26 protein-coding genes and 1 riboswitch are annotated in these 24,276 nt (G+C 56.0%); of the genes, 8 read left to right on the plus strand and 18 right to left on the minus strand.

Annotated features, from left to right (window positions below; all coding sequences use genetic code 11):
• From B5F17_RS09480 to B5F17_RS09545, 14 genes are all read right to left on the minus strand, one after another.
• A partial coding sequence (locus B5F17_RS09480; RefSeq protein WP_206396718.1) for a 2-oxoacid:acceptor oxidoreductase family protein occupies positions 1–1,438 on the minus strand: 1,438 nt, incomplete at its 3' end.
• 502 nt (positions 1,439–1,940) lie between these two features.
• Entirely contained in the window at positions 1,941–2,774 is an 834-nt protein-coding gene (locus B5F17_RS09485) for a PhnE/PtxC family ABC transporter permease (RefSeq protein WP_087373372.1), read from the minus strand.
• On the minus strand, positions 2,771–3,571 hold the full coding sequence (gene phnE / locus B5F17_RS09490; RefSeq protein WP_087373374.1) for a phosphonate ABC transporter, permease protein PhnE: 801 nt from the start codon (positions 3,569–3,571) through the stop codon (positions 2,771–2,773). Before phnE ends, B5F17_RS09485 begins: the two co-directional genes overlap by 4 nt.
• The gene (phnC, locus tag B5F17_RS09495) at positions 3,540–4,346 is read right to left on the minus strand and encodes a phosphonate ABC transporter ATP-binding protein (protein ID WP_087373376.1); all 807 of its coding nucleotides are present in this window, start codon (positions 4,344–4,346) and stop codon (positions 3,540–3,542) included. The genes phnE and phnC overlap by 32 nt, the downstream gene beginning before the upstream one ends.
• Positions 4,347–4,375: 29 nt before the next feature.
• The gene (locus B5F17_RS09500) at positions 4,376–5,320 is read right to left on the minus strand and encodes a phosphate/phosphite/phosphonate ABC transporter substrate-binding protein (RefSeq protein ID WP_016148484.1); all 945 of its coding nucleotides are present in this window, start codon (positions 5,318–5,320) and stop codon (positions 4,376–4,378) included.
• A 2-nt stretch (positions 5,321–5,322) separates the two neighbouring features.
• Positions 5,323–6,468, minus strand: a complete 1,146-nt coding sequence (locus B5F17_RS09505; RefSeq protein WP_087373378.1) for a phosphonoacetaldehyde reductase — start codon at positions 6,466–6,468, stop codon at positions 5,323–5,325.
• A complete protein-coding gene (phnX, locus tag B5F17_RS09510) occupies positions 6,465–7,268 on the minus strand; it encodes a phosphonoacetaldehyde hydrolase (protein WP_242968732.1) in 804 nt (267 codons plus the stop codon). The genes B5F17_RS09505 and phnX overlap by 4 nt, the downstream gene beginning before the upstream one ends.
• Positions 7,269–7,697: 429 nt before the next feature.
• Positions 7,698–8,456, minus strand: coding sequence for a DeoR/GlpR family DNA-binding transcription regulator (locus B5F17_RS09515; RefSeq protein WP_016148487.1), 759 nt, complete (start codon positions 8,454–8,456; stop codon positions 7,698–7,700).
• A gap of 238 nt (positions 8,457–8,694) precedes the next feature.
• On the minus strand, positions 8,695–9,303 hold the full coding sequence (locus B5F17_RS09520; RefSeq protein ID WP_087373383.1) for a hypothetical protein: 609 nt from the start codon (positions 9,301–9,303) through the stop codon (positions 8,695–8,697).
• Complete coding sequence (locus tag B5F17_RS09525) at positions 9,300–10,154, minus strand: metal ABC transporter permease (RefSeq protein ID WP_087373385.1); 855 nt, start codon at positions 10,152–10,154, stop codon at positions 9,300–9,302. Before B5F17_RS09525 ends, B5F17_RS09520 begins: the two co-directional genes overlap by 4 nt.
• Positions 10,147–10,848, minus strand: coding sequence for a metal ABC transporter ATP-binding protein (locus B5F17_RS09530; protein ID WP_087373387.1), 702 nt, complete (start codon positions 10,846–10,848; stop codon positions 10,147–10,149). The genes B5F17_RS09525 and B5F17_RS09530 overlap by 8 nt, the downstream gene beginning before the upstream one ends.
• Before the next feature lie 12 nt (positions 10,849–10,860).
• Positions 10,861–11,922, minus strand: a complete 1,062-nt coding sequence (locus B5F17_RS09535) for a metal ABC transporter substrate-binding protein (RefSeq protein ID WP_087373389.1) — start codon at positions 11,920–11,922, stop codon at positions 10,861–10,863.
• Between the two features lie 125 nt (positions 11,923–12,047).
• Positions 12,048–12,344 (minus strand): hypothetical protein, encoded by a 297-nt coding sequence (locus B5F17_RS09540; protein ID WP_087373391.1) that lies wholly within the window; start codon positions 12,342–12,344, stop codon positions 12,048–12,050.
• Between the two features lie 20 nt (positions 12,345–12,364).
• Positions 12,365–12,760, minus strand: coding sequence for a Fur family transcriptional regulator (locus tag B5F17_RS09545; protein ID WP_040332877.1), 396 nt, complete (start codon positions 12,758–12,760; stop codon positions 12,365–12,367).
• Positions 12,761–13,018: 258 nt separating this feature from the next.
• On the opposite strand from B5F17_RS09545, the gene B5F17_RS09550 reads away from it, so the two are divergent.
• The 8 genes from B5F17_RS09550 to B5F17_RS09585 all read left to right on the plus strand — a co-directional run bounded on the left by B5F17_RS09550 (position 13,019) and on the right by B5F17_RS09585 (position 19,835).
• A complete protein-coding gene (locus B5F17_RS09550) occupies positions 13,019–13,402 on the plus strand; it encodes a MarR family winged helix-turn-helix transcriptional regulator (RefSeq protein WP_242968733.1) in 384 nt (127 codons plus the stop codon).
• Between the two features lie 135 nt (positions 13,403–13,537).
• Complete coding sequence (locus B5F17_RS09555; protein ID WP_087373397.1) at positions 13,538–14,914, plus strand: MATE family efflux transporter; 1,377 nt, start codon at positions 13,538–13,540, stop codon at positions 14,912–14,914.
• Positions 14,915–14,949: 35 nt separating this feature from the next.
• Positions 14,950–15,528, plus strand: coding sequence for a cytidylate kinase-like family protein (locus B5F17_RS09560; protein ID WP_016148496.1), 579 nt, complete (start codon positions 14,950–14,952; stop codon positions 15,526–15,528).
• Between the two features lie 138 nt (positions 15,529–15,666).
• Positions 15,667–15,848: riboswitch (cobalamin riboswitch) on the plus strand.
• Positions 15,849–16,022: 174 nt separating this feature from the next.
• The gene (locus tag B5F17_RS09565; protein WP_143287721.1) at positions 16,023–16,784 is read left to right on the plus strand and encodes an energy-coupling factor ABC transporter permease; all 762 of its coding nucleotides are present in this window, start codon (positions 16,023–16,025) and stop codon (positions 16,782–16,784) included.
• Positions 16,777–17,088, plus strand: a complete 312-nt coding sequence (locus B5F17_RS09570) for a cobalt ECF transporter S component CbiN (RefSeq protein ID WP_370814889.1) — start codon at positions 16,777–16,779, stop codon at positions 17,086–17,088. Before B5F17_RS09565 ends, B5F17_RS09570 begins: the two co-directional genes overlap by 8 nt.
• A 23-nt stretch (positions 17,089–17,111) precedes the next feature.
• The gene (gene cbiQ, locus B5F17_RS09575; RefSeq protein ID WP_087373399.1) at positions 17,112–17,888 is read left to right on the plus strand and encodes a cobalt ECF transporter T component CbiQ; all 777 of its coding nucleotides are present in this window, start codon (positions 17,112–17,114) and stop codon (positions 17,886–17,888) included.
• Complete coding sequence (locus B5F17_RS09580; RefSeq protein ID WP_087373401.1) at positions 17,885–18,736, plus strand: energy-coupling factor ABC transporter ATP-binding protein; 852 nt, start codon at positions 17,885–17,887, stop codon at positions 18,734–18,736. The genes cbiQ and B5F17_RS09580 overlap by 4 nt, the downstream gene beginning before the upstream one ends.
• A gap of 112 nt (positions 18,737–18,848) precedes the next feature.
• Positions 18,849–19,835: a Gfo/Idh/MocA family protein gene (locus B5F17_RS09585; protein WP_087373403.1), complete on the plus strand. Its 987-nt coding sequence runs from the start codon at positions 18,849–18,851 to the stop codon at positions 19,833–19,835.
• Between the two features lie 134 nt (positions 19,836–19,969).
• On the opposite strand, the gene B5F17_RS09590 is transcribed toward B5F17_RS09585, so the two are convergent.
• The 4 genes from B5F17_RS09590 to B5F17_RS09605 form a co-directional block, all read right to left on the minus strand.
• On the minus strand, positions 19,970–22,060 hold the full coding sequence (locus B5F17_RS09590) for a PTS sugar transporter subunit IIABC (protein ID WP_087373405.1): 2,091 nt from the start codon (positions 22,058–22,060) through the stop codon (positions 19,970–19,972).
• A 4-nt stretch (positions 22,061–22,064) separates the two neighbouring features.
• Complete coding sequence (gene licT / locus B5F17_RS09595) at positions 22,065–22,952, minus strand: BglG family transcription antiterminator LicT (RefSeq protein ID WP_016148503.1); 888 nt, start codon at positions 22,950–22,952, stop codon at positions 22,065–22,067.
• A complete protein-coding gene (locus tag B5F17_RS09600) occupies positions 22,949–23,206 on the minus strand; it encodes an HPr family phosphocarrier protein (RefSeq protein ID WP_162608144.1) in 258 nt (85 codons plus the stop codon). Before B5F17_RS09600 ends, licT begins: the two co-directional genes overlap by 4 nt.
• Before the next feature lie 424 nt (positions 23,207–23,630).
• Complete coding sequence (locus B5F17_RS09605; RefSeq protein ID WP_087373409.1) at positions 23,631–24,263, minus strand: RpiB/LacA/LacB family sugar-phosphate isomerase; 633 nt, start codon at positions 24,261–24,263, stop codon at positions 23,631–23,633.
• Between the last annotated feature and the right edge of the window lie 13 nt (positions 24,264–24,276).

Genomic DNA, 24,276 nt, shown 5'->3' on the forward strand with positions numbered 1-24,276 from the left:
CCAGATAGGTGGACTGGATGGGCTCGTCGCCAAAACGCAGGTGCGACTGGGTCAGACCGCCCGACTTCATGGAGTCGTAAGAGAAGTATGCCTGTGCGTACTTGTTTGCAGTCAGGCCGATGGTAGTAATGGCGTTCTTGTTTGCGCCAACCGTACCGTCGCCGCCCAGACCCCACAGCTTGCACGATACCTGGCCCGGATGAGCCATCTCAACCTCGGTGTAGTCGAGCGAGGTATGAGTTACGTCGTCGTTGATACCGATGGTGAAGTTGTTCTTGGGCTTATCCTGTGCGAGGTTGTCATAAACTGCAACCAGCTGGCCCGGGGTGGTGTCCTTGGAGGACAGGCCGTAACGGCCGCCGACGATCTGGATGTCGGTTCTGCCAGCCTGATTGAGTGCGGTGCATACGTCGAGGTATACCGGCTCACCAACCGAGCCAACTTCCTTGGAGCGGTCGAGAACAGCGATCTTCTTACAGGTTGCCGGGATGGCATCCGAGAAGTGCTTGACCGAGAACGGACGGTACAGGTGAATCTGCACCATACCAACCTTGCGGCCGTTCTGGTTGAGGTAGTTAACGGTTTCCTTGAGTGCCTCGGAAGCCGAGCACATGACAACGATGACTTCCTCTGCGTCCGATGCGCCGTAGTAGTTGAACAGCTTGTAATCACGGCCGGTCAGCTTGTTGATCTCGTCCATGTAGTGCTGAACGGTCTCCGGAACGGTTGCGCTCTTGACGTTTGCGCCTTCCTTACACTGGAAATAGATGTCCGGGTTTACGTTGTTGCCGCGGTTGGTCGGGTGCTCGGGGTTCAGTGCCTGTGCACGGAATGCCTTGAGGGCATCGTAATCGACCAGGCCGCGCAGATCCTCATAGTCGAGGGTCTCGATGCGCTGCATCTCGTGCGAGGTGCGGAAGCCGTCGAAGCAGTGCATGAATGCGTACTTTTCATGGATGGCCGACAGATGCGCAACTGCGCCGAGGTCCATTGCCTCTTGGGGCGAGGACGACATCAGCATTGCATAGCCGGTCATACGGCAGGTCATAAAGTCGGTATGATCGCCGAAGATGGAGTGATGGTTCGAGGTGACAACGCGCGATGCGATGTGCATGACGTTGGGCAGGAACTGGCCGCCCATTGCGTACATCGCCGGGATCATCAGCATCAGACCCTGAGACGAGGTAAAGGTCGTCGTCAGTGCGCCTGCCTGCAGAGAACCGTGGCAGGTACCTGCTGCGCCAGCCTCAGACTGCATCTGGATGACGTCTACGGTCGAACCAAACAGGTTCTTCTTGCCCTTCGCAGACCACTCATCCACCTTTTCTGCCATCGGCGAGGACGGCGTGATCGGGTAAATCGCCGCGACCTCAGTGAAGGCATAGGCCACATGGGCGGCAGCCGTGTTACCGTCCATTACGGCATACTTTTTCTTCATAGGATCTCTCATCTCCTGTATCAATTAAATAATTTCATCCTTATATAAAACATTTGCAATGTTACACACACGGGCATTTTCACGCGAAATCGCACACACGGGCAATCGTCAATTCCGCTCTCACGTCCGTCTCTTGTTTGTTCTGAATTTCGAACAACATTCTTAATTCAGAACCAGTATCTAGATTATAGCACTCTGTTCCCCATCTGTCAATTTTCATTTGCGACAATTTTCACAATTTTTTCTTGACCAAAACGACGGTAAAAGATACATTTTGCCAGACAGGCACGGCAAACGCCTGTGTTCGAAAAACTTTTGCGCTTATGCTGGAAATATGTTGGTTTCTTGCCGGTACTTCTTTGCAACCTGTTGTCAAAAAATCAGAATAAAAATTTTGAAGCACTCCCCTCCTATGATATGGACACAATAAAAAAGAGGCTGACCCGAAGGTCAGCCCCATGCAGAGAGAAGAGATCTATCGTAAAGATAGAACGGGGAACGCTTAGTAAAATTTCTTCTTGATTCGTACAAACACCCGCTCGATGCTGTACGCAACCAGGAATACCAGCAGAATTGCAATGCCTGCCGTGCCGTAGTCATACCCTTGCAGGCTGTTGGAAATGACATAGCCGATGCCGCCTGCGCCGACCATGCCCAAAATGGCACACTCGGAAAAGTTGGTCTCCAGACGCATGCCCGCCCAGGCTACAATCTGGGACAGCGATGCCGGAAGCACGGCATTGAAAAAGATGCTCAGGCGACCGGTTCCGGTGGCTTCCAGCGCTTCGATGGTCTCATCCGGGATGCTCTCAAAGCTCTGGGCAAAGGATTTGGTGAAAAATGCCGTGGTATGGACACACAGACCGGCAACGCCGGCTTCCGGGCCCATGCCCAGACATACCAGCATGAGCAGTACCCATACGGGTGTAGGAACGGCACGCAGGAAGGTGAAAAAGGACTGGGTCAGTGTGGACAGCATGGGAACATGGAAGACATTGCGCGCAGCCAACATGCCGAACCCAATACCGAGCAGCAGACTGTACAGCAGGGACAGCACGGCAATGGAAATGGTCTCCACCAGAGAGGACAGCACCAAATCCATACGGCTCACGTCCAGATGCGCCAGCTGCCAGAAGACCACACCGATATCGGGCACACGCGAGAACAGCTTGGGCCAATCGATACCCAGATAGATCAGGCTGAGCACCGAGAGCACCGCAACACCGATCAGGAATGCCGGAATAAAGCGGTTGCGCTGACGGCATTTGACCGGAATCTTGTGCCGTCCCTGTCTGGATGCCGGAAACGAAATGCACTCGTTATGGTTTTCACTCATTTCAAAATCTCCTTTCGGAGCTTACTGGTCACACGATCGACTGCAATGACCATCACGGCGATAAGCAGAATGATACTCAGCGCAATGTCATACTGAAAGCTCTTGATGTAGGAAAACAGGGTCAGGCCGACGCCACCGCCGCCAACCATGCCGACAATGGTGGATGCACGGATATTGACCTCCACGCAGTACAGGAACCAGGACAGAAATCCACTTAGGCAGGACGGCAGAATCGCCTGCGCGACGCGCTGCGGGAAGCTCGCGCCGACTGCCTGCAAGCTCTCGACGCAGTCCTGGGACACGTCCTCCATGGTCTCGACAAAGGCACGCACCATAAACGCAAAGCTTGTGATGCACAGGGCGACAAAGCCGACACCGGTGCCGATACCCAGCGAGGAAAACAGGATAAACGCCCAGACCAGTGCGGGAATGTTGCGCAGGAAGGTGGCAAATCCGCGGACGATCTTGGCAAAGCGCGGGAACGGCGAGACTTTTTCGCTGCCGAACAGCGAAACCACAAACGCCAGAATGGCTGCAACCGTGGTCGCCGACATGGCAAGCGCCAGCGTCACCAGCACACTCTCAAAGACACCCGGAATACGGCTGGCCTTAGGCAGCGCCGGAGGCAGAAAGTCCTCGGTGATGAACTCCCAGAACGCGTCGCTGTTGGCAAACAGCGTCATGGGGCTAAAGTCGGTCAGCACCGTGCAGACCGCAAACAGCACAACACACAGAATCAGGAAACCGGTGTACAGTTTTTTGAGATCACGCGCAATCAGCGGTATTTTTCGCGTCATCCAGCTTCCCTCCAATCATCAGGTTCTCGCGCGATGTGCCGTAAATCTTTTCAATCGTCGCCTCGTCCAGCGCTGCCGGAGAGCCGTCAAAGACAATCTCACCCTTGCACAGGCCGATGATGCGGGTCGAATACTTCATCGCCACGTCCAGCTGATGCAGGTTGACAATGCAGGCGATATTGCGCCGCTGCGACAGGTCGCGCAGCAAGTCCATGATGGTCTTTGCACTCGACGGGTCCAGCGATGCGATGGGCTCGTCGCACAGCAGCAGGCGCGGATTCTGCATGATGGCGCGGGCAATGCCGACGCGCTGCTTCTGACCGCCCGACAGGTCGGACGCGCGGTTATAACTGAACTGATCCATGTCCAGCTCGGTCAGCAGATCGAGCGCTTCGCGCTTATCCTGCTCGCTGTACATGCCGAAAATGCCCTTAAGTCCGCTCATATAGCCCAGTCGTCCGTGCAGTACATTTTGCAGTACCGACAGGCTGTATACCAGATTATAATTCTGGAAGATCATGCCTACCTTGCGGCGCAGTCTGCGCAGACCCCGACCGTGCTGACCGGAAACCGCCTCGCCCTCCAGGCTGACGGTTCCGGCGCTGATCGGAATCAGACGGTTGATGGCACGCAGGAGCGTGGATTTTCCCGAGCCGGACGGCCCGATGACCGAGATAAATTCTCCCTCGTGCACCTCGAACGATACATTTTTGAGGGCATGCACACCGTTGGGATAGTGCTTTGATACCTGTTCAAACTTCAAAATGGGTTCCATGTTCTGCCTCCTGCGCCCCATATCCTTAATTAAAATTCGTTGATGATCTTGTTGAGCTCAATGATGTCCTCGTAGTCGCTCATATCACACTCGACAAAGCGTGCGCCCGGCACCTTGATGACATCGGTGAAATACTGCTCGTTGTCGTAGCTGGTCAGGAAGTCGGTCAGCGTCTGGCGGGTCGCCTCGTCGACGTGCTCGGCTACAACTATAGCCTCGGCCGGAATCGCACCCGACTCGTAAATGATCTTGACATCGTCCTCGGCTGCATTACCGTTTGCAATCTCAGATGCCAGAATCTGATCGGAGATCGGGACAACATCTACGTCACCCTTGATGACTGCCTGCAAGCCAGCCTGATGCGAGCCCGAGAAGCTGACCGCCTCGAAGAAGTCACCGTTGGTGTGCAGCATGTCCGAATTGAGATTGTCGTCCGGGAATGCCTTGATGATCTCCGCGGTGGGTACCAGATTGCCCGAGGTGGAATCGGGATCGACAAAGGCCATGGTCTTGCCCTTGATGTCCTCAATGGAGTTGATTTCATCGTTCGAGCTGCTTGCAATCAGTACAGAGTGATAAATGGCCTTCTCCGGGTCACCGTCCTCGGCCTTCATGACGATCGGTTCCAGATCGGTGCGCTCGACGCCCAGTGCCAGCGCCTGCGAGCCCATATACGCCATGTCTGCACTGCCCGTGCGCAGCGCCTCAATGATGGCATTGTAGTCGCTCGCCTGAATCTCCTCGACTTCACAGCCCAGCACCGCGCTGAGGTCCTCTGCCAGACCGTTGCGTGCGTCCGCACTCTCAGCGGTGGACTCGTTGGGTGCGTAAGCGATCGTGAACACGCCGTCCTCGCCGCCAGCCGATGCCTGTGCGGTCTCGGAACTGTCTGCATTGGCTGCGCCGCAGCCGGTCAGGGCGGAAAGGGTCAGGGCGGAAGCTGCCAGCAGGCTCATCATCTTTCTGTAATTCATGGTTATGCTCCTTTGCTCATCTCGTAGGTCGGATATACCTTCTCCAAAATGGTTTCAATCATCTTCGGGTTGATGTCGACCGGGTTGTTATCTGCGCGGCCGGGTGTCAGGCCGAGTGCAGCCAGATGGTGCAGGTCTTCCCAGCGCACACCCCAGGCTTCCAGCGAAACCGGCAGACCGGCACGCGCCAGATAGCCGCGGATGCGGTTCTCGAGTTCGTCTGCGCTGCGCACCTGCAAGGCATCGAGCAGAGCGGACAGGTTAGTGATCTTTGCTGCATTGACCGCGAGCATGGGCGCCAGCAGCAGGCTGACTGCCGCACCGTGCGGAATGTGATAGTGCATGGTCAGCGGATAGGAAATCGAGTGGCAAGCAGTCGTCTTGGTGTTGCTGAATGCCAGACCGGCCAGCATGCTGCCCTGTGCCATCGCGTCATGTGCCTGTGGCTTACCGTCTAGCAGGTCATCCATCGCGCCCATGATGGTGCGCACGGCCTGCAATGCCAGCGCACGCGATACGCAGTTGGTCGCACGCGCCCAGTAGCTCTCGACGGCGTGTGCCATGGCATCGAGTGCGGACGAGACCGCAAGACCGATCGGCATGCCCGCTGCGAGGTCGGGATCGACCAGCGCGGCCCAGGCGTAATTGTCCCGGCTCTCAATCGAGCGCTTGCAATCCTTGGTCGGGTCCCAGATGGTCGCCCAGCAGGTCGTCTCGCTGCCCGTGCCCGCCGTAGTCGGTACGCCAATCCACCGCGCTGCCGGTTTGCCGTATTCCTTATTGGAAATGATGCGGCGCAGCGCGTCGGTGTCGGCAATCTCCTTGCCGTACAGGCAGCACAGTGCCTTGCCGACATCCATAATACTGCCGCCGCCGACCGCAATCACAAATGCGGGGATGCAGTCCCGGGTCTGGCAGAACAGGTCAAACAGCTGCTCGACCGTCGGGTTAGATTCATTGAAACATACCTTATGTACGCTGTATGTATCGTTCAGTGCGGCAAATGCCGGCAGCTCAAATATCGATTCATTCCAGGCCAGCAGCAGAATCTGCGCGCCCTCCGGTACCTGCGACCGCAGCAGCGCTCCGATCTCCTCGACACAGCCCACGCCCTGGATGGTGCGAACCGGATTATAGTACTGGTTCATGCCTGTGCCTCCTCCATACGGTGGTTGATCTCTGCAATCACCGCGGGAAGCTCACAGATGGAGTCGATGACAAAGTCTGCACCCGCTTCGCGGTAACGCTCGGCTGCCTGCTGCTTGCGGCGCTCCAGCTCGTCCGCTGCCATGTCCTCATACTCCTGCTGGGTCAGTCCGAGCAGATTGGAACCGGTCAGAATACCGACCGTCCAAGTGCCTGCGTTCTTGCCCTCCAGAATGTCAACCACGGTGTCGCCTACCTTAACTACAGCCTGCGGCGGGTACACGTTCAAGCGGCGCATGCACTCGAACAGCATAAACGGGGTCGGACGGCTTGCGCCGGTCACGTCGGGCGTGACCACACAGTCGGCCTGATAGCCAAGCTCTGCCGCACGCGGGATGACCTGTTCCATCATCTGCGAAGTGTAGCCGGTGGTCGAACCGATCTTGATGCCCTGCTCACGCAGCGTCATCACGGTCTCTACCACACCCGGAATGGGCGTGCTGTACGCGGTCACGACCTGGAACAGCTCCCCTTCAAAGGTCTGGTACAGATGCTCGACATCGGCATCCGTCCATGCACGGCCGTGAATCTTCTCCCACTGCTCGGTGCCGGTCTTGGAGGAAAGCATCTCGCGAATGTGCGCCTTCTTCTCCATGCCCATCGGGCGGTTGATCTCCTCCTTGCTAAAGCACATCCCGCCTGCGCGGAACACGCGATTGAAAACCTCTGCCGGTGCACTGGAACCGTAATCCACCGTCGTTCCTGCCCAGTCAAACACGACCATCTGAATCGTCTTACCCATATCCATGTAACACTCCTAATTTCTTGTTTTGCGTCATTTTGCTGTTTACTGCTTGTATTTGCTGTTTACAAGCTGATTATACCCATCGTACCGCCGCACAAACAAGCAGCCTCCAGCAAACAATATGTAAAACCTAAAAGAAGTGCTCACCCAGGCTCGCCGTCTTTTCCCCGTCAAATACCGGATTTTCCATCGCTTTCCGCCATTCTCCGCACCAGATCATCTATACATTTCTTCGCTTTATCTGACCAAACTGCTCATGCATGCCCCGTCCCACCGTTCGGTTTTTGGGAAATTCTCCAGTTGCCGCTCCAGTTTGCCGCAAAAAACGGCATTTTGCTGCTGCGAAAAGAGTTTGTAAAACGCATGAAAAAAAGCAGTGCAGACCGGGTAATTTCCGGTTTGCACTGCTCACTTCACATGACAATATTATTGAATGATGATGCCTTTCTGGGCATATTTTTCGCGTGTCTTCTGCGGAACCTGATCGTCCATGATTAAAATATCTACCTGATCGGGTTCGAGTGCCTTTCTTTTGGAACACTTTCCCAGTTTGCTCGAGTCCATGACCGCAATGGTCTGTTTTGCCACCCGGGCAAGCGTCTGGATGATGCCGATTTCATTGAGGCGGAAATCGGTATACCCATTCTTATAGTTGATTGCATTGATGGACAAAAAGGCGATATCCGGGTAATACTGCGCAAATTCCTGCTCGCAGACCGTTCCGTAGGTCGACTGTTCCTGCGCGTCGATCATTCCGCCCACCGCGATCAAGCGGATGTTTGGATTCTGCATCAAGATATTGACCGCTGCGTGATTGTTGGTCACAACCGTGAATTTTTCATTCATGGACGCCATTTCCTGCGCCAAAATGGTGTTGGTCGTACCCGAATTGAGCGCAACCACGCTCTCCGGCTCGATATACGCAAGGGCTTTGCGTGCCGCTTCGCGCTTGAGATCGCTATGGATGACCTCTCTGCCGGTAAAATTGGAGATCGAGGCCAGCGATTCGGGCAAACACGCTCCGCCTCGCACACATTTAATCAGTCCATTTTGCTCCATCAACTTCAAATCACGGCGCACCGTGTCCACTGATACCTGAAGCAGCTGGCTGAGCTCATTGACTTTTACGGTCGATTGCAGCTGAATCTGCTGTAAAATCAGCTCCGCACGTTCATTATAAAGCATTGCTGGTATGTCCTCCCATATCCGGTGCAAACAGCTTTCGAAATGCCATCCTTCCAGATTGAATGCATCTCGGTGCCGCAAACAAGCTATTCTTATCTTACATCATGCAGGCAAACTTTTCAATGCGGTATTTTGCGGCAAGTTGCGGCAAAATTGCGCAGGCTGCTCACAGCCGCATAAGGCCACCGACACAAAAGCCGAGTCCTGTGACGGGCTCGGCTTTTCGATTGCACTATTTTTATTCGGATACGATCTCGGCATCCGCGAGGTGATAATACACGCCGCCGCTCTCTTCGTACGACTGATACTGTCCGGTAACGGTGATCTCGTCGCCCTCCTTGGGGTAATCGTCCGGGTAGGTGTGTTCCCCGGCAAGGACAAACTCGATGCCCTGCGAGCAGCACGCCGTCGCGTCGGCAATGACGACCGCAAAATACGGCGTTCCGCTCTTGGTGTTGCCGTACACGGTGAACTGTCCGCGCATCGTGATGGTCTTGCCCAGATAGTCTTCGGGAAAACGTGTCATACTGAACACCTCGGCGTAGACCATGGTACTGCTCATGGTGGTCAGGTCGACGGTCTTGCCGATGTTTTCGGGCTTGGGCTGGGTCTGCGGCAGCACATCGCCCGTCGTATCCGTGTTAGACGACGGCGCAGGCGCGTCCGATGCCGGTGCGTCTGTCGTGGTCTCCGGTTTGCTCGCAGTGGCTGAAGTCGTGTCCTTCTCGGCTGCATCCAAAATCGCCTGCACCGACCCTGCGGTCTTGGGCGGCTGCTGTCCGCCCGCGCAGCCGCTCAGCCAAACGGTCATCAGGCACAGCGCAAGGACATAGATCACCTTTCTCATGCGCGTGCACCTCCCGAAACCTTGCCCAACACGGCAAAGACGATCAGCATGACGATATTGACCGCAACGATGGTCGAGCCGACCGGTGTACCTGCGAGGATGGACGTCAAAATCCCCAGCACCGCGCAGATGACCGAGATAACCGCCGCGCACAGCATGACCGCCTTGAAGCTGCGAAAAACACGCATTGCCGACACCGCCGGGAAGATGACCAGCGCGGAGATCAGCAGCGAGCCCACCAGATTCATGGCCAGCACGATGATGACCGCGGTCAGCACGGCGAGAAACAGGTTGTACGCTTCCACCTTCATACCGGTCGCCTTGGCGAAGGTCTCGTCGAAGGTCACGGCGAAGATCTTGTGGTACAGCACGATGAAAGCGACGACAACGACGATAGACAGGATGACACACGCCCAAACATCGTACGCCGACAGGGTCAAAATCGAGGTCGAGCCGAACAGCGTGCTGCATACATCACCCGAAATATTGGCCGAAGTAGAAAACAGGTTCATAATCAGGTAGCCGATGGCCAGCGAGCCGACCGAGATCATGGCCAGCGCTGCATCGCCCTTGATTTTGGCGTTCTGTCCGCCGCGCAGCAGCAACACCGCGCACAAAATGGTCACGAGCAGCACGAGCGGCATGTTATTGGTCAGGTTCATCACGGCCGCGACCGCCATCGCGCCAAACGCGATGTGTGACAGGCCATCTCCGATGTAGGAAAAGCGCTTGAGCACCAGAATCACACCGAGCAGCGAGGAACACAGCGCGATGAGTACACCGGCAATCAGGGCGTAACGGACAAAGGGATACTGCCAGTACTGGCCGAGTTTTTGCACGAGCTCATACATGGGTGTCCTCTCCTCCCTCCTGTGCGATGTGGTGCAGATACTGCGCCTTGGTACCGAAAAAGGTGGTCTCTCCGATGTGCAGGACGTGGCTTGCGGCCTTGACCGCCGCGCCGACATCGTGCGAGATCATTAAAATGGTGATGCCGTCCTCGCGGTTGAGCTGTTCGATCAGGCGGTACATCTCGGCGGTCGCTGCCGGGTCCAGACCGGATACCGGCTCGTCGAGCAGCAGCATTTTCTGCGTGGCGCACAGGGCGCGTGCCAACAGGACGCGCTGCTGCTGACCGCCGGACAGTTCACGGTAGCAGCGTCCGGCCAGGTCGTCAATGCGCATTTTGCACATTGCCTCCTGCGCCATCTGCTTTTCTGCTCGGGTGTAAAATGGCTGCAGGCCGCACCGGCTCTGGCAGCCCGAGCGCACGATCTCACGCACCGATGCCGGGAAATCCTTCTGCACCTCGGTCTGCTGAGGCAGATAACCGATCTCGGTCGGTTTGAGCCCCTCACCCATGAGAATCTTTCCGCTGATGGGAGACTGCAAGCCGAGAATCGTCTTCATAAGAGTTGTTTTGCCGGAGCCGTTTTCACCGACGATGCACAGATAGTCGCCGCGCTCGACCGCGAACGACACATCCTCCCGCACCTTTTTGCCGTCATACCCGACGGTCAGATTTTCACAAGTAAGCTGGGGCATTTGGTTCTCTCCTTACTGCAGTGCCTGCGTCAGCACTTCCAGATTGTGTTCCATGATGGACAGGTAGGTCGCGCCCTCGGCAACATCCTTGGACGTGACCGACTGCATGGAATTCATCGACAGTACCTGCTGGTTTTTGCCGGTCGTGTTGGCGACAACAGTCTCGGCGATCTTATGGTTGGGATTTTCAATGGTCAGCACGTGGCCAAGTCCCAGCGCATCGGTCTTTTCCGCCAGAAAACGGATGGTCTCAAAGCTGGCCTCGGTCTCTGCCGAACAGCCCACAAAGGCCGCATAATAGTTCAGTCCATAGTCCTCGGTCAGGTAGCGGAACGGAAAGCGGTCGCCAAAGACCAGCGTCTTCTTATTCGCCGCGTCCACGGCTGCCTGATACTTGGCATCCAGCGCAGCCAGCTTGTCGATATACGCCATCTCGTTGTCAAGATAGGTCTGCTCGTGTTCGGGGTCGATCTCTCCGAGCTTTTCGGCGATCGCCTGACATACAGCCTGCGCATTTCTCAGCGACAGCCAAACGTGTTCGTCGGTCTCGGCTTCATGGTCGTGATCATGGTCATCCGCGTCGCTGTGTTCCTCGTCCGCATCGTGCGCATGATCGTCGTCATGGTCATGCTCTTCGCCTTCCTCGTGGTCATGGTCATGTTCGGTCTCCTGCATGCCCTCGACCACTTCCTCAAGCTTTACTCTGTCGCCCAGCGTGTCAATGAGGTTGATGACCTTGCGCTCCGGGTTGGACGTGCTCGCCAGCGCACTCTCGACCCAGCCGTCCGACTCGCCGCCGACGTAGATAAACAGATCGCACTCGGCGATCTTGATCAGATCTTCCGCTGTGGGCTGGTAGCTGTGCAGATCGACACCGTTGTCGAGCAGCATGGTGACCTCCGCCCGCTCGCTCTGGTCGCCCAGGATCTCGCGTGTCCAGTCATACTCGGGGAAAATGGTCGTAACGATCTTGAGCTTGTTATCCTGGGCGGTCGGCTTGGCATTCGCGCCGCATCCAGTGAACATACCCGCCGCGACAAGCAGAGCCGTGGCGGCAGCAATGATTTTTTTCATACCAGTAAAACCTCCAAAATTATGGCAAAACGGGAAAAATGGGTATAAAAATACCAGGGTAACGGCAGCGCCGTAAAAGCCTACCCAAAATGAGCAGACTTTACCCCTAGACACATCCCCCGTATTTAATTGGATAGTTTTACCTTCAGTGAGACCAGTGTACACGAGGCAAACAGCCTCTCCGCGCATAGCAGTCCGCCGCACAGGACATAGGTCACGGCAGCGGCAGCCGCGGCTGCGCTTCCGGTCAATGCCACCTGCTTGAGCGTCTGCTGACAGCTTGCAATGTGATAACAGATCTGGCAATCCGTACCCGTACAGTCATGATCTGCCTGCACGGCAATGTAAACCGCCGAGGACAGCATGACAATGGCCACTGCCAAAACCAGCAGTGCCGCAAACAATCTCTTATACTTTTTCATGGCTGTCCCCTCCTGTTCGTTCAATCTTTCTTGCACCGGCTGCAAACACCGCGAATCACGGTGTCCGCCGGGATAATGGTAAAGCCGGCATACTCCTCAAAGTGGCGCATCATCTTTTGCGCCAGCTGGTCTTCCAGATGCACGGTCCGGCCGCACACAGTGCAGCACAGATGCAGCCGTCCCCGGCAGCAATCGGCGACGACATACTGGTACAGGGTCGTACGCGAGCCGTTCTGCGTGTGCTTGCGCACCTTGCCCTCGCGCTCGAGGTCGGCCAGATTGCGGTAGACCGCGCTGATGCTGACCTGCTGTGCGCGCAGGCCGTCAGCGATCTGGCTGGCTGACAGCAGCTCGTGGCCGTGTGCATTCAAAAAGGCGAGCAGCGCCTCGCGCTGCCTGGTACTGTATCGCGGCAAGATTTCACCCCATCTCGAATTTGCGACAGTTTCGCAAATTATTATACCCACAACCCACAAAGTTGTCAATGGCTAACTCAGATTTCCACAAAAACCCATGTGCTTTCCCTGTCCCTAAAACCGTCCCTCGCTTGACAAACCATATCAAAGCTCCTATACTAGGTAATAGGTTACCTATTTGTGAGAAATGGAGTGATGTCGGGCATGATGCCTTTCGGCCTGAAAATTGCAATCATCAATCGGGCATTCCGCAAAAAAATGGATGAAAAAGCCTCCTCGATGGGTTTGACATCGGTGCAGCTTCGCGTATTGGGCTCGATCAGCCGTCTGGAAGCCGCGGGACAAACCGAAATCCACCAGATCGATCTGGAACGCATTGAGCACGTGACCCACCCGGCCATGACCAAACTGCTGCAGCGATTGGAGAGCAAGGGATTTATCCGCTGTGTCCCCAGCAGCAAGGACCGCCGATACAAAAAAATCACCTGTACCGACCAATCGGCCGGTATCCACGAGGTCATTCTCGCGCACGATGCCGAGGTCCTGTCCGAGCTGTGTGCAAATTTCACCGAGGAGCAGAAAGAGATGCTGATGCAGACCATCGGCATGATTCTGAACAATATCGACCTGGAATCCTCGTAAAATTACCCGATTATCGATATTTTGACCCCAGACTGTGGGCCAAGCGCTTTCCATGGGCTCGCAGTCTGATTTTTTTGAACAAATACGTAACCAGTTACTTAATATGCAATCATACGAAAAGGAGAGTCTTTACAAATGGAACACGCTTCGCATCAGGACAAAAGTGCGTTTGCAACCGAACCGGTGGGTCGGCTGATCGTCAAATTCGCCATCCCCTGTGTCATTTCGCTGGTGGTAAACGCACTCTACAACATCGTCGACCAGATTTTTATTGGCTGGGGTGTCGGATATCTGGGCAACGGTGCGACAAACGTCGTCTTCCCCATCACCATCATTGCCCTCGCGCTTGCCGTGCTCATCGGTGACGGCGGTGCTGCTTATCTGAGCCTAAAACTAGGCGAAGGTGATCTGGACAGCGTCAAAAAGGGTGTGGGAAATGCAGCCGTCATGATTACCATTGCCGGTATCGCCATGCTGGTCATCACCATCGTCTTTATGAACCCCATCCTGACCCTGTTCGGTGCAACCGACGTCCTGCGCCCGGCCGCGCTGGAGTACGGCTATGTCATCGCCATCGGCCTGCCCTTCACCATGATCTCAACCGCGCTCAACGCCATGATTCGTGCGGACGGCAGTCCCAAATTCGCCATGGTCTCCATGCTGCTCGGTGCCATCATCAACACCGTCTTTGACCCCATCTTCATCTTTATCTTTGATATGGGTGTGCGCGGCGCGGCCATCGCGACCATTCTGGGCCAGATTATCTCCTTTCTCGTCTCTATCTTCTATCTCCCCCGCTTCAAGACCTTCCACTTCGACCGCTCGGCGCTGCGTCTGCACAAGCGCGTCTGTCTAAGTGTCCTTAGCTTAGGTGTCAGCAGCTTCATCACCCAGATTGCAATTACCATCGTGATGGCGCTCTTCAACAACCTGCTCGCCGTCTACGGTGCGGCTTCGGTTTACGGCTCCGAGATTCCGCTGACCGCCATGGGCATCGTCATGAAGGTCAACCAGATCATGCTGTCCATTCTGGTCGGCATCGCAATCGGTGCGCAGCCGGTCATCGGCTTCAACTACGGCTGCAAAAACTTCCACCGCGTCAAGCGTGCCTTTGAAGTCGCCATTGCTGCCGCCGAGATTATCGCCATCATCGCCTTCTTTATCTTCCAGTTCGCACCGATGAGCGTGGTCTCGATCTTCGGCTCTGAGGAAGGTCTGTACAACGAATTTGCGGTCAAGTGCTTCCGCATCTTCCTCATGCTCTGCCCGCTCAACGGCTTCCAGACCGTCGCCGCCATCTACTTGCAGGCAATCGGCAAGCCCATCAAGTCGGCCGTCGTCACGCTGTCCCGACAGATCGTGTTCCTCGTCCCGGTTGCCCTGCTGCTGCCCAAGGCGATGGGTGTTGTCGGTGTGCTCTGGGCCGGTCCGACTGCCGATGCTCTGGCCTTCATCCTCGCACTGGCTATGATCGTCTATGAAATGAAAAAACTCAAAAAAATGGCCGCTTGATTGCTGCAAGCAACCGGAAAAGGAGTGTGTTTGATATGAAAAACCGAGTCATCACCATCAGCCGTGAATTTGGCAGCGGTGGCCGAACAATCGGCAAAAAAACCGCGGAAAAACTGGGGATTCCCTGCTACGACAACGAGCTCATTGGACAGATTGCCGCCCAAAGCGGCTTCAACGAAAACTACATCAAGGATGCCGGTGAGTACGCGCCCGGCGGTCGTCTGTCCTCCGCGCTCTGGAATCGCGCTTTCGGCCCCACCAACGAGGATTATCTGTGGAAAATCCAGTACAAGATCATCACCGATCTTGCCGAGAAAGAACCCTGCGTCATCGTTGGCCGCTGTGCCGACTACATCCTGCGCGACACCGCCGACTGTCTCAAAGTCTTTATCCATGCCGACATGAAATTCCGCGCTGAACGCATCGTCAAGGTGTACGGCGAGCGCGAATCCTCACCCGAACAGCGTCTGCGCGACAAGGATAAGCGTCGTGCGGCCTACCATCGGTTCTATACCGATATGAAGTGGGGACACGCGCAAAACTACGACATTACGCTCAACAGCGGCACGCTCGGCATCGATCGCTGCGTAGACATCATCGCAAGTCTATATTGACTTTTTCCTCCTGCCCCGTCCGGGTCTTTTTCCGGACGGGGTTTGTCTATATAAACCCTTTTTTCTCCGCTCAACTTTATCTCTCCCAATCCCTTGCCAACTTATTGACAAGCCCTGACCGGCAGGATATACTTTGAAGTAGAATTGAATATACAATGGTGCCTGCATGTGCAGGAGAATAGGAAAGCTGAGTGAAAATCTCACACGGTCCCGCCGCTGTAAGGGAAGAGCTGCATTTTATCATGTCACTGGGAAACTGGGAAGGCGAAATGCATCTGTGACGCCCAAGTCAGAAGACCTGCCTTGTATATGCGATTTACACAGGTTACGAACGATGGCCATGTGTAAGAACAGGTTGGCTCACAAGCGCTCAATTCTACCACGCTTGCGCGAATGAAACCTCTTGTTCTCCTGATGGCCTGTCAGTGATCTGACAGGTTTTTTTGTACCGTACGCGGTACGTGTCCAAGCCAGAAAGGAGCGAACAGAAAAAAATGAGCAAATCCCACTTTACCCGCACAGAAAAACGCGCGATTGCGCTTTCCGCTGCGCTTGCCCTCGCGGTCGGCATCGCACCGATCGGCCAGGCCATGCACATCATGGAAGGCTATCTGCCCGCCGCTTACTGTATCGGCTGGGGCATCTTATGTGTCCCCTTCCTGATCGCCGGTTTGCTGTCCATTCAGAAAACCCTGCGCGAGCGCAGAAACCTCATCACGCTGCTGGCCATGTCCGGCGCATTCATCTTTGTCATTTCTTCGCTGAAGATTCCCTCGGTCTCGGGCAGCTGCTCGCACATGACCGGCACCGGTCTGGGCGCCATTCTCTTCGGCCCCACCGCGGTCTCCATCCTCGGTTTGATCGTCCTGCTCTTTCAGGCGCTGCTGCTCGCACACGGCGGTCTGACGACGCTGGGCGCGAACACCTTCTCGATGGCCATTGCAGGCCCGTTCGTATCGTTCGGCGTGTACACCCTGTGCAAAAAGTGCAACGTCAGCAAAAAGGTCAGCGTCTTTTTAGCCGCAGCCCTCGGTGATCTGTTCACCTACTGCATCACCGCCGGTCAGCTGGCGCTCGCGCACCACGCCGACACCACCATCCTCGGCGCATTCGGCAAGTTCCTGCTGGTCTTTGCACCGACCCAGCTTCCCCTCGCCATCATCGAAGGTCTGGTCACCGTGCTGATCGTCATGGGTCTGGAATCGTACGCCGCGCCCGAACTGCGCGCCATCGGATATTTACGGGAGGCTGAGTGATATGAAAAAGAGTGTCATCGCCATCATTCTGGCCATCTGTCTGATCGCACTGGTTCCACTCTTCGTTCTCAAGGACGCGGAGTTCGGCGGCTCGGACGACGCAGGCAGTCAGGTTGTCGAACAGGTCAACTCCTCCTACGAGCCCTGGGCAACCCCCATTCTGGAAGCTGCCATCGGCCGCGAGCTGCCCGGTGAGGTCGAAAGCCTGTTTTTCTGCATCCAGACCGGCATCGGCGTGGGCGTGATTGCCTTCGTGATGGGTCGTCTGGTCGAGCGCAAAAAATGGATGAAACAGCAAAAATAACCCTCCTATGAAAGGAAATTCGCATGATCGTCATAGATAAGCTTTGTTATCAATCGAAGCTTAGATATGAGAATGCCGGAGAAAAATTCGCCTTTGCAGTGCTCACCCTGCTGATCTGCGTGGTGAGTCGTTCCATTGCAGTGGCGGGAATCGTCTTAGCCGTTACAGGGACTCTGACCGTCGCAAAGGGAGGAGTCCCTGTTTTGCGTTACCTCAAATTTCTGACCATCCCGCTGGCATTTCTCTTTCTGAGCACCGCCGCCATCCTCTTTCATATCAGCCGCACGCCCATGGATCTCTTTGCCATCCCGCTCGGCGGGTGGTATCTGACCACCAGCATGTCCTCCCTGCTCTATGCCATGCAGCTGATTTTGACCGCGCTCTCCGCGGTGTCCTGTCTGTATTTCCTGTCCTTCACCACGCCCATCACCGACATTCTGGAAGTCCTGCGCCGTCTGCACTGTCCCAAGCTGCTCATCGAGCTCATGCTGCTCATCTACCGCTTCATCTTCGTGCTCTTGGACACGGCCTCGGCCATCACGACTTCTCAGCACTGCCGTCTGGGCAATCGGGACTACAAAACCGCTCTGAAGTCCTTCGGACTGCTCGGTTCGGCACTCATGCTGCGCGCGGTCACCCGCTCCAACCGGCTGTACACCGCCATGGAAGCCCGCTGTTATGACGACACCATCCGCGTGCTGTCCCAAACCCATCCGCCCAAAAAATCGGTCATTCTGGCCATCGTGCTGTTTGACAGCGCACTCATCGCACTGGCCATCTGGAGTAAATATTTGATATGAACACTGACGTCATCTTAAAAGCACAGGATCTCTTCTTTTCCTATGACGACGGCGCATCCTATGCGCTGTCCGGTCTGTCCGTCGACATCTGCCGTGGGCAGAAGATCGCCCTGATGGGCGCAAACGGCAGCGGAAAGTCTACTTTTTCCCTGTGCTGCACCGGCATCTGCAAACCCCAGCGCGGCACGCTGTACTTCCACGGCCAGCCGGTCGCCTACGATAAAAAAAGCCTGCTCGCGCTGCGCAGCAAGGTCGGCATCGTCTTTCAGGACCCCGACAACCAGCTCTTTTCGGCCAGCGTCTACCAAGAAATCTCGTTCGGCATCTTAAACCTCGGGGTATCCGAGCCGCAGGCCAGAGATGAGGTCGAGGCGGTCATCGGTGCGCTGGAAATCACGCCGTTCCGCGACAAACCTACCCACGCGCTGAGCGGCGGACAGAAAAAACTGGTCTCCATCGCGGACATTCTGGTCATGCATCCCGAGATCATCATTCTGGACGAACCCTCTGCCGCCCTCGATCCCAAGCACACCCAGATGGTGAACCGCATCGTCGCGCAGATGACCGAAGCCGGCATCACGGTCATCATGGCCACCCACGATGTCGATTACGCGTACGCTTGGGCGGACGAGGTCATCCTGTTCCACGAGGGCAAGGTACTGCTGCACGGTGTGCCCGACGTGGTATTCTCCGATCACGACGCGCTGCACAAGACCAATCTGCACCCGCCCACCGTGCTCTCCCTGTTCGAGCGTCTGTGCAAAAAGGGTGTGTTAGCCCCTGACCTGCCCTGTCCGCGCGATCTGGACACGCTGGAAAATTACTTAACAGACGCGATGCACAGATAACCGTGTTTCACAGCCGCATGGCATACCCGCCGTGCGGCTTTTTTTCGTCCTGACAAACGCCGGGCGATGTGCTATACTTTTGCTATACACCAAGAATTGGATGTGATGTATCATGTTACGCCTGGGTATTCTGGGAACCGGGAAAATTGTACAGGAATTTCTGCCCCATCTGGCCGAACTGGACTTTGAGGCCGTGTCCATTCTGAGCACACCGCGCAGCGTGGAACGCGCCGAGCGGCTGGCCGCGCAGTACCACATTGGCCGGTGTGTGACCGACTACGACGAGATGCTGCAAAGCGAGGTCGACGTGATCTATGTCGCCCTGCCCAATCATCTGCACTTCTCTTTTGCGGGGCGGGCACTCGAGCACGGCAAACACGTCATCTGTGAAAAGCCCATGACCTCCAACGTGGACGAGCTGCGCACGCTGATCGACGTGGCCAAACAGAACCGCGTCATGCTGCTCGAGGCCATGACCCTCTATCACCTGCCCGCCTATCAGGCCATGCGGCGCGACCTTGCCAAGCTCGGCCCCATCAAGATTGTCAGCCTCAATTACAGTCAATACTCTTCCCGCTATGATGCCTTCCTGCAAGGCATTGTCCAGCCTGCCTTCGACCCGGCACAGTCGGGCGGTGCGCTCATGGACATCAACGTCTACAACATTCACGCGCTGGTCGGTCTGTTCGGCAAGCCTGCCGCAGTACAGTACGCAGCCAACATCGCCCGCGGCATTGACACAAGCGGCATTGCGCTGTGTCGCTATCCGACCTTCCAGGCCGTGTGCGTCGGCGCCAAGGACTGTGCTTCCCGTCAAACCTCGGTCATCGAGGGTGAGCGCGGTGTGCTGTCCATCGAAGGGCCGGTCAGCTGCATGACCGGGTACACGATCGACTACCACGATGGACAGCGCGAGGTACACGTGGAGGACAACCCGCCCTACCGCATGGTACCCGAATTCCAGGCTTTCGCCCGCATCTTAAACGAACAGGACTGGGCATACCACGACACGCTCATGGAGTACAGTCTGGAAGCCGCACAGATTCTCGAGGATGCACGCCGGTGCGCCGGAGTCCGCTTCCCCTGTGACGCGTTTTAACCCAAAAACAGAGAGGACAGACCAAAAAGGCCTGTCCTCTTTTATTTTGCCCAACAATGACAAGGAGCCAGGGACACACAGCGTGCATCCCTGGCCCTAAAAATGAAGATTGGGGAAATCTTATGATTTGGGCGTTACTTGACTTCCAGAACTGCCTCACCAGCCTCAACCGCACCGGTCTTAAGAAGATCAAAGGACTGGTAAGAGTCGGAATTGGTGACGATGACCGGAGTGACCGTGCGGTAACCTGCATCGATGATCGCCTGTGCGTCAAACGAGCCGATCAGGTCGCCCTTCTTGAGCTTGTCGCCGTCCTTGATGGCGATTTCAAACGGTGCGCCGCCCAGCTGTACGGTGTCGATGCCCATGTGGATGAGCAGCTCAACACCGCCGTCCAGTACCAAACCGACCGCATGCTTGGTGCCGAATACCGTGCTGACCGTGCAGTCTGCCGGTGCGTAGACCTTATTGTCGGTCGGCTCCACTGCGAAGCCCTCGCCGACCATCTTCTCGGAGAATACGCCGTCTCCGATCTGCTCGAGCGGAATGACGTTGCCGGCCAGCGGGGATGCAACGATGGTTGCAGCGCCGGTCTGTGCGGTCTCTGCCGCCGGTGCTGCCGGAGCGGACTCTGCGAGGTTGCTTGCGGGCGATGCCAGATAAGCCTCGAGGTCGGACTTGATGACCGATACGCGCGGGCCGTAGACAACCTGCACGCCGGTGCCCTTGCAGATGACACCCGATGCGCCGGTATCCTTGAGCATCTGCTGATCGACCTTGGCTGCGTCGTGTACGGTGCAGCGCAGGCGGGTGATGCAGCAGTCAACGTCCGAGATGTTAGCCTTGCCGCCCAAACCCAGCATGATCTGACGGGACAGTTCATCGTCGCCGCCGTTCTGACCCTCGGCTTCCTTGCGTGCGTTGACATCCTTACGGGTGTACAGCTTGATCTCGCTGTCGTCGCGGCCCGGGGTCATATAATTGAACTTCTTAATCATGAACGAGAATACGAAGTAGTACAGGACGAAGTAGACAACACCGACAACCGGAATCCACAGCCAGCTGGTCTTCTCGTTGCCCTGCATGATACCGAACAGGGTCAGGTCGATCAGGCCGCCCGAGAAGGTCAGGCCAACGCCGACGTTCAGGATGTGCATGATCATATAGGATGCGCCTGCGAAGACACAGTGGACAACGTACATTGCGGGAGCGACGAACAGGAAGGTAAACTCCAGCGGCTCGGTAATACCGGTCAGCATGGAGGTCAGTGCAGCCGACAGCAGCAGGCCGCCGACAACCTTACGGTTTTCCGGCTTTGCGCAGCGGTAGAGCGCCAGCGCTGCACCGGGCAGGCCGAAGATCATGAGCGGGAACTTACCAGCCATGAAGCGGGTTGCCTCAACCGAGAAGTGCTGGATGCCCGGGGTTGCCAGCTCGGCAAAGAAGATGTTCTGTGCACCCTCGACCAGCTGACCGCCGACCATTGCCGTGCCGCCGAGCGCGGTCTGCCAGAACGGGATATAGAATACATGGTGCAGGCCGAACGGGATGAGCGCACGCTCGATGAAGCCGTACAGCCAGGTGCCTGCGTAGCCCGATGCCAGAACGAAGCCGCCCAGGGCGTTGATACCGGTCTGGATGACCGGCCAGATGTAGTACATCGCGATACCGACAACCAGGTAAACCGCAGCCGAGATAATCGGGACAAAGCGGGTGCCGCTGAAGAAGGACAGTACCTGCGGCAGCTGAATCTTATAATACTTATTGTGCAGGGCGGCAACGCCGAGGCCGACCAGAATACCGCCGAATACGCCCATCTGCAGCGAGTTGATGCCGACAACGCTTGCGGTTGCACCGGACAGGTCAGGTGCGCCGAAGTCGGTAATCATCGCGCCGATGGTCGCGTGCATGACGAAGAATGCAATCGCTGCCGACAGTGCTGCGACTTCCTTCTCCTGCTTGGCCATACCGATGGCCGCGCCCATGGCGAAGATAATGGGCAGGTTGCTGAATACGATCGAGCCTGCCGCATTGAGTACCTGCAAGATGGCATTGATGAAGGTACCCGGGCCCATAATGCCCATCAGCCCGTAGGCTTCGAGCATGGTCTCATTGGTGAACGATCCGCCGATACCTAAAAACAGGCCGGCAACCGGCAGAATGGCGATGGGCAGCATGAACGAGCGTCCGACACGCTGCAATACGCCAAAGATCTTGTCTTTCATTTGCTTACTCCTCCTTTTTTGTAAACCCCATGGATAAACCAAGGCGGTGCAGATGGACGGTCAGGAAGGTGATCTCCTCGGGCGGCAGGCAGATGTCGAAGCTCTCCTGAAGATGCTCCCGAATCTGCAACGCACACTCGTAATCACTCCGGTAGCGTCGTGCAACCATGGACTGGAACTCATTGTCATCCTCGGGTGTGTAGCGGTTTTGGGTCATGCGCTGACCGAGGAATTTCAGATGGGTGATAAACCGTCCATAATCGAGCGACTGCTCGTCCAGCTTGCAATCATAATAGGACTCGACGATCTCTATGATCGTGCGAATGAATTGGGTGATCCGAACCATATCGGACATCCTGCCGTCGATCTCGGCGTTGACCAGGTGCAGGGCGATAAATCCCGCCTCGTCCCGCGCCAGCCGGAAGCCCAGTCGACGCTCGATGATATCAAGCGCCTGCTCTCCCAAAGCGTACTCTGCGGGATAGAAATTGGTGATCTCCCACAAAAGCTGATTGGGATAGGTGATGCCGTTGCGCATGCGCTCGACGGCAAAACAGATATGATCGGTCAGGGTAATATAAACGTTTTCACTCAGGCGACGGCCCAGCTGCTTTTCCGCAGTCTCGATGATCTCGGTACTGACATCGAGAAACTCGGGCGGGACATCGGACAACAATTTGCTCAGACGGCTGGAATGTTCCGGGCTGCGCATGGCGTAAATACGCTCCACATTGCGCGCCGGAACCAGGTCGCCCGGGTGTTTTTTAAACCCGATGCCAAGTCCCCGCAGGATGATCTCCCGTCCCCCGTCGTCGTGCGCCAGCACGTAGTTATTGCCGATGACCCGACAGATGCGATAGGGCTGTCCGTCGGGACGACCAGGTATTGTCATAAGCACTCCTTCAGCACATCGGCGATGGCCTGTGCGGCCTGCACTTCATCCGACCCTTCAATCGTCACCGTGACCGTGTCCCCGTGCCGGATGTTCATGCCCAGCACACTCAGCGGGTAAATGGCTTCGGTCTCGTCCCCGTGGGCTGCAATCACGATTTTACTCTGAAAAGCACCTGCTGCCTGCGCCAAACGCTCGGCAGGTCGGGCATGAATGCCGATCGGATCGGCGATCTGGTGCTCCAACTTTTTCATGTGCATCTTCCTTTCTCACTGCATTTTGTGCAGAAAAAATAAAAAAAGACCAAACATCCGGATATAAAATTGCCACATATCCAGTCGTTTGGTCTTGCCTGCATCACCAGTCACAAGCCGATGTTTAATTTCTGTACTTAGCATACTTGACTCGTATGCCGTTGTCAATCGATTTTTTGTAATTTTGAATTTTTTGTGAACTTAACCAATCCAATTCGTTAAATTTTAGACAGTTTGTTGAGGAAACCTCGGACGTGTTTCGACATTTTTGCCGAAACAGGCAGACAAAAAGACACCCGGCAAAGGGGAAAGCCGGGTGCCTTTTGGTGTGAGAAGTGCTTCTCCGCACAGGTGATGATGTGCCGATAAAGCGGGTTTGGGTGGTTTTTATGATGGTTTTTTTGTTGATTGACGCAAAAATGACTTAGAGAGACTTGAGGTAAGATGCGATCTCCTCGTCCTTGCAGTTCGGGTAGAAGTACTCTGCGAAGTGTGCGCCGGAGATGATCTCCTTGAGGAACTGCTGGTCGATCTCCTTGAGGATGGTCATGATGGGCTTATGGGTAACCTTCTTGACCTCGTCGAGGATCTTCTTATTTCTCTGCTCGGGCTCGCGGCGCTCCTTGGGGTATCCGCCGCCGAACGGCTCGGAGAACAGCTTAGCGAAAGTATCACGCAGGTTGATCTCTGCGCCCCAGCCGAAGCCCTGTGCAAACGGCATTGCGATGCAGTTGCCGTCGTTTACCTGACCGAACAGGTATGCGTCCAGCGGACCCGTAACATGGCCGCACAGTACGTTCGGGAAGGAGTTGCAAGCCAGCATTGCGCCTTGGCCGGTGCCGCAGCCGGTGACAACAAAGTCAGCCGCGCCGCTCGACAGCAGGATGCTTGCCAGCAGGCCGTTCTTAACGTAGGTCAGCTGGGTCTCGTCGTCTGCTGCGTACATGCCGTAGTTGTCTACGGTGTGGCCAGCCTTCTCGGCCTCTTCCTTCAGGATCTCATAGATCTGCGCGTTCTTCGCAGCCTGCGAATTCTCGTTAATCAGTGCAATCTTCATGACTGTATTTCCC

Origin of the sequence: Butyricicoccus pullicaecorum, from assembly GCF_002160355.1 — a bacterium.
GTDB lineage: Bacteria > Bacillota > Clostridia > Oscillospirales > Butyricicoccaceae > Butyricicoccus > Butyricicoccus pullicaecorum.

What these genes read in the sequence shown, in the direction of transcription:
- B5F17_RS09485 (WP_087373372.1), bottom strand. Translation starts at nt 2,774, where the DNA reads ATGAGTGAAAACCATAACGAGTGCATTTCGTTTCCGGCATCCAGACAG.
- phnE (WP_087373374.1), bottom strand. Translation starts at nt 3,571, where the DNA reads ATGACGCGAAAAATACCGCTGATTGCGCGTGATCTCAAAAAACTGTAC.
- phnC (WP_087373376.1), bottom strand. Translation starts at nt 4,346, where the DNA reads ATGGAACCCATTTTGAAGTTTGAACAGGTATCAAAGCACTATCCCAAC.
- B5F17_RS09500 (WP_016148484.1), bottom strand. Translation starts at nt 5,320, where the DNA reads ATGAATTACAGAAAGATGATGAGCCTGCTGGCAGCTTCCGCCCTGACC.
- B5F17_RS09505 (WP_087373378.1), bottom strand. Translation starts at nt 6,468, where the DNA reads ATGAACCAGTACTATAATCCGGTTCGCACCATCCAGGGCGTGGGCTGT.
- phnX (WP_242968732.1), bottom strand. Translation starts at nt 7,268, where the DNA reads ATGGGTAAGACGATTCAGATGGTCGTGTTTGACTGGGCAGGAACGACG.
- B5F17_RS09515 (WP_016148487.1), bottom strand. Translation starts at nt 8,456, where the DNA reads ATGCTTTATAATGAACGTGCGGAGCTGATTTTACAGCAGATTCAGCTG.
- B5F17_RS09520 (WP_087373383.1), bottom strand. Translation starts at nt 9,303, where the DNA reads ATGAGAAAGGTGATCTATGTCCTTGCGCTGTGCCTGATGACCGTTTGG.
- B5F17_RS09525 (WP_087373385.1), bottom strand. Translation starts at nt 10,154, where the DNA reads ATGTATGAGCTCGTGCAAAAACTCGGCCAGTACTGGCAGTATCCCTTT.
- B5F17_RS09530 (WP_087373387.1), bottom strand. Translation starts at nt 10,848, where the DNA reads ATGCCCCAGCTTACTTGTGAAAATCTGACCGTCGGGTATGACGGCAAA.
- B5F17_RS09535 (WP_087373389.1), bottom strand. Translation starts at nt 11,922, where the DNA reads ATGAAAAAAATCATTGCTGCCGCCACGGCTCTGCTTGTCGCGGCGGGT.
- B5F17_RS09540 (WP_087373391.1), bottom strand. Translation starts at nt 12,344, where the DNA reads ATGAAAAAGTATAAGAGATTGTTTGCGGCACTGCTGGTTTTGGCAGTG.
- B5F17_RS09550 (WP_242968733.1), top strand. Translation starts at nt 13,019, where the DNA reads ATGGATGAAAAAGCCTCCTCGATGGGTTTGACATCGGTGCAGCTTCGC.
- B5F17_RS09555 (WP_087373397.1), top strand. Translation starts at nt 13,538, where the DNA reads ATGGAACACGCTTCGCATCAGGACAAAAGTGCGTTTGCAACCGAACCG.
- B5F17_RS09560 (WP_016148496.1), top strand. Translation starts at nt 14,950, where the DNA reads ATGAAAAACCGAGTCATCACCATCAGCCGTGAATTTGGCAGCGGTGGC.
- B5F17_RS09565 (WP_143287721.1), top strand. Translation starts at nt 16,023, where the DNA reads ATGAGCAAATCCCACTTTACCCGCACAGAAAAACGCGCGATTGCGCTT.
- cbiQ (WP_087373399.1), top strand. Translation starts at nt 17,112, where the DNA reads ATGATCGTCATAGATAAGCTTTGTTATCAATCGAAGCTTAGATATGAG.
- B5F17_RS09580 (WP_087373401.1), top strand. Translation starts at nt 17,885, where the DNA reads ATGAACACTGACGTCATCTTAAAAGCACAGGATCTCTTCTTTTCCTAT.
- B5F17_RS09585 (WP_087373403.1), top strand. Translation starts at nt 18,849, where the DNA reads ATGTTACGCCTGGGTATTCTGGGAACCGGGAAAATTGTACAGGAATTT.
- B5F17_RS09590 (WP_087373405.1), bottom strand. Translation starts at nt 22,060, where the DNA reads ATGAAAGACAAGATCTTTGGCGTATTGCAGCGTGTCGGACGCTCGTTC.
- licT (WP_016148503.1), bottom strand. Translation starts at nt 22,952, where the DNA reads ATGACAATACCTGGTCGTCCCGACGGACAGCCCTATCGCATCTGTCGG.
- B5F17_RS09600 (WP_162608144.1), bottom strand. Translation starts at nt 23,206, where the DNA reads ATGAAAAAGTTGGAGCACCAGATCGCCGATCCGATCGGCATTCATGCC.
- B5F17_RS09605 (WP_087373409.1), bottom strand. Translation starts at nt 24,263, where the DNA reads ATGAAGATTGCACTGATTAACGAGAATTCGCAGGCTGCGAAGAACGCG.